The sequence below is a fragment of the Okeania sp. SIO2B9 genome, from assembly GCF_010672505.1.
GTDB classification, from domain to species: Bacteria; Cyanobacteriota; Cyanobacteriia; order Cyanobacteriales; family Microcoleaceae; genus Okeania; species Okeania hirsuta.
Genome location: NZ_JAAHGK010000881.1, coordinates 1 through 3,332, shown reverse-complemented (window position 1 = coordinate 3,332; position 3,332 = coordinate 1). Strand labels below are relative to the sequence as shown.

1 protein-coding gene and 1 pseudogene are annotated in these 3,332 nt (G+C 37.7%); both read left to right on the top strand.

Annotation, left to right across the window (positions count from 1 at the left end):
* The first annotated feature begins 247 nt into the window (after positions 1-247).
* Entirely contained in the window at positions 248-1,690 is a 1,443-nt protein-coding gene (locus F6K13_RS24920; RefSeq protein WP_124147690.1) for a phosphoglucomutase/phosphomannomutase family protein, read from the top strand.
* Positions 1,691-2,401: 711 nt separating this feature from the next.
* A pseudogene (locus F6K13_RS24915) lies at positions 2,402-3,332 on the top strand (hypothetical protein); the annotation flags it as partial.

The window sequence follows — 3,332 nt, the reverse complement described above, 5'->3', positions numbered from 1 at the left end:
ATAGAAAAGTAGGGGAAAAAGCTAAGAGTTAAAGCAAATATAGCAATATGATTTTAGTTGTGAGATATTGGATACTTTTGTTTTAGGTATGGAGGGAATAGGGAATAGGTATGGAGGGAAGAAACGAATACATAAGAATAAGATAACTACTATATTCTATGCTTTAAAGGAATACCTCAATTCTCACATCTGATTCCTGATTGCTATAATTAAACAAACAAATCTATATATTAAAGAGATTTATGGTATGGCTAAACCAATAAAATTTGGAACAGATGGCTGGCGCGGTGTTATAGCTGATGATTTTACTTTTGAACGGGTTTCTTTAGTAGCTCCAATCGCAGCGCGAATTTTAGAGAAAAATTATGCTGATTCTACGAATAATAGTAAAACAGTAATTGTTGGTTATGATCGTAGGTTTATGGCCGAAGAATTTGCCCAAGTTGCTGCTGAAGCTATTCAAAATGTAGGGTTTGATGTGCTATTAACAGATACTTATGCTCCTACTCCAGCTTTTAGTTGGGCAGCATTTGAAAAACAAGCTCTTGGGGCAATCGTAATGACTGCTAGTCATAATCCAGGAAAATATTTAGGGTTAAAAGTAAAGGGTGCTTTTGGTGGGTCAGTTCCTCCAGAAATTACACAACAAATAGAAGAATTATTAACAGTTGAAGTAGAAAAAGATAGGCTTCAGGGGAGCAAAATAGAAAGTTTTAATCCTTGGCCTAGTTATTGTGAAACTCTACAAAAAATGGTAGATATTAACAACATTAAGTCTGCTATTAATGAGGGAAAATTAAAAGTTTTTGCAGATGTAATGCACGGTGCTGCTGCTGGAGGGTTGCAAAAGATACTGGGAGTGGAAATTCAAGAGGTTAATGGTAATCGCGACCCTTTATTTGATGGTGGTGCCCCTGAACCTTTGCCTCGCTATTTGAGTAAACTTTTTAAGGAAATGAAAAGTTATCGAGCAGCAAATCAGGGAAGTTTATCCATTGGATTAGTGTTTGATGGAGATAGCGATCGCATTGCTGCTGTGGATGGTGAGGGTAATTTTCTCAGCTCCCAAATTTTAATTCCTATTCTGATAGAACATCTGACAACTAGGCATGGGTTTAGTGGGGAAGTTGTAAAGACTATTAGTGGTTCGGATCTATTTCCCAAGGTGGCACAATTATATAATATGCCAATTTTTGAAACTCCCATTGGTTATAAATATATTGCCGACCGGATGTTGTCAACTCAGGTGCTTGTGGGTGGAGAAGAGTCTGGGGGTATTGGTTATGGTACTCATATTCCGGAAAGGGATGCTTTATTATCAGCACTCTATTTGTTAGAAGCAGTGGTAATGTCTGGTGAAGATTTAAGTGCAATTTACGGCAAACTTCAAGAAAAAACAGGTTTTAGTTCTGTTTATGACAGGATAGATTTACCTTTGCCTAATATGGAGGTGCGATCGCGTTTGTTGGAGCAGTTACAAAGTTATCCTTTGACGGAGGTTGCCGGACAAAAAGTGGTTGATTGTTTGACTATAGATGGGTATAAGTTGCGGTTAGCTGATGGTCGTTGGTTATTGATTCGGTTTAGTGGTACTGAACCTGTTTTGCGGCTTTATTGTGAAGGTGCGGATATGCAGCAGGTTAAGCAGACTTTGGAATGGGCTAAAAATTGGGCTAACAGTATTGCTTGATTTATGCAAAGTTGCAAATGAATCCTGTAGTTTTGATGTCTAGCACTTTACTGAAGTCAGAAGTCAGAAGTCAGAAGTTCAATTCTGGCGTTGCTTAGTGGTAATGATTTTTAGATTAAGTATCATATCAGGGAAAAACATAAGTTGTTCAATTTTACCGAAAAATTGTGGTCTGAGGCCTCCCCTTTTAAGGGGATAAAAAGCGGTCGATCTTCGGATCTTCCCGTAGGATGGAATGGCGTTTGCTACCGCAAAGCTTTCCGTTCCGGAATGCTACCGCAAACGCTAACAGGGGAGCGGGTCTGCAAGAACGGGTCTCCTCCCTGACCGACCATCGACCAACAGAAAAGATAATATTCCAGATTTAAAGCCTTCTGATTGCAGAGGTACTGTTAGCGTAGCTCCTCGAGAAGAGACTAACTGATAACTGAAATTACCTTCAACTACTTACTATTACATTTGAGCAACTGCTAGACAAGGACTTGGCCACAGATACACGGATGATTAATCTGCATTCTGTGGAGCTACTAAAAAACAGTGGGGTAGAGCGATCGCTCTTGTATTTGTTTAAAGTCTTTTAATCATTCCAATTATACTAATTTCATAAAATATTGCTACAGTCACGACTTTTCTTACAACTCAAACTTATTGTCAAATACCAAAAGATGTAGTGCGATAAAATAGAATTGACAGGTTACTATATATAAAATTATGGAAGCAGGTTTAGTAGGTTTAGCAGGTTGGGGATTATCAAAAATAGCAGATTCATTGTGGGATACTGCTTGGGAAAAAGGAAGTAAAAGCTTCACTCAATCTCTCAATAAAACAGATATAGAAAAAGCAATTAAATCTGGAGAAAAAGCTGTGAAGGAATGGGAAAATCAGCTTCTACCGCAACAGCTTTTATTTTATTCAGCTAAACAAGATGGTTGGAATGGAGTTAATAAATTTATCAGTCAATATTTTCAACATTCTGCCGTTTTGAAGGAATTACAAAAACCATTAATTAGTCAAGGCAAGCCAGATATTGATATTTTAATTACTATTTTTCAACAAGAATCACAGATAAAAAATATTCAAATAAATCAACAATCTCTACAACCTTGGATAGAAACTTTTGTGAATGCTTACTTTCAACAAACTGATACTTATATCAAATTCCAAGTAGCCAAACAAAATTATTTTGAACAGTTAGCAAATTGGTTTGATGATGTGAAATTTGCTGGCATTTCTGTACCTGGGCAAGAAGTAGAAAAGTCTGAGAAATTAGCCTATATTTTTGTTATGCCAGATGTAGTAGAAGATGTCTCAACAGGAGGAGGTTTTGAAAGGGATTTATTATTAGCAGGAAGTGGGGAAAAACTGGAAAGGGAATTATTGATAAATACTACTGGCAGAAAATTTTTAGCCTCAGAATTATTAACTCAAAGTCAGTCACGGAAATTTGTAATATTAGGTGCGCCGGGTTCAGGAAAAACAACCTTGATGAGTTATTTTGCCGTGATGTTGGCATCTATCCCCCCAACCCCCCTTCGTAAGGGGGGCTATGATGCCGAAACCCTTGTGGATGATAGAGATAAGCCAGATCCTACGCAGCGCGATCGCCAGACCAAATCTTCATCTTCTTCCAGTTCCCTCCAGA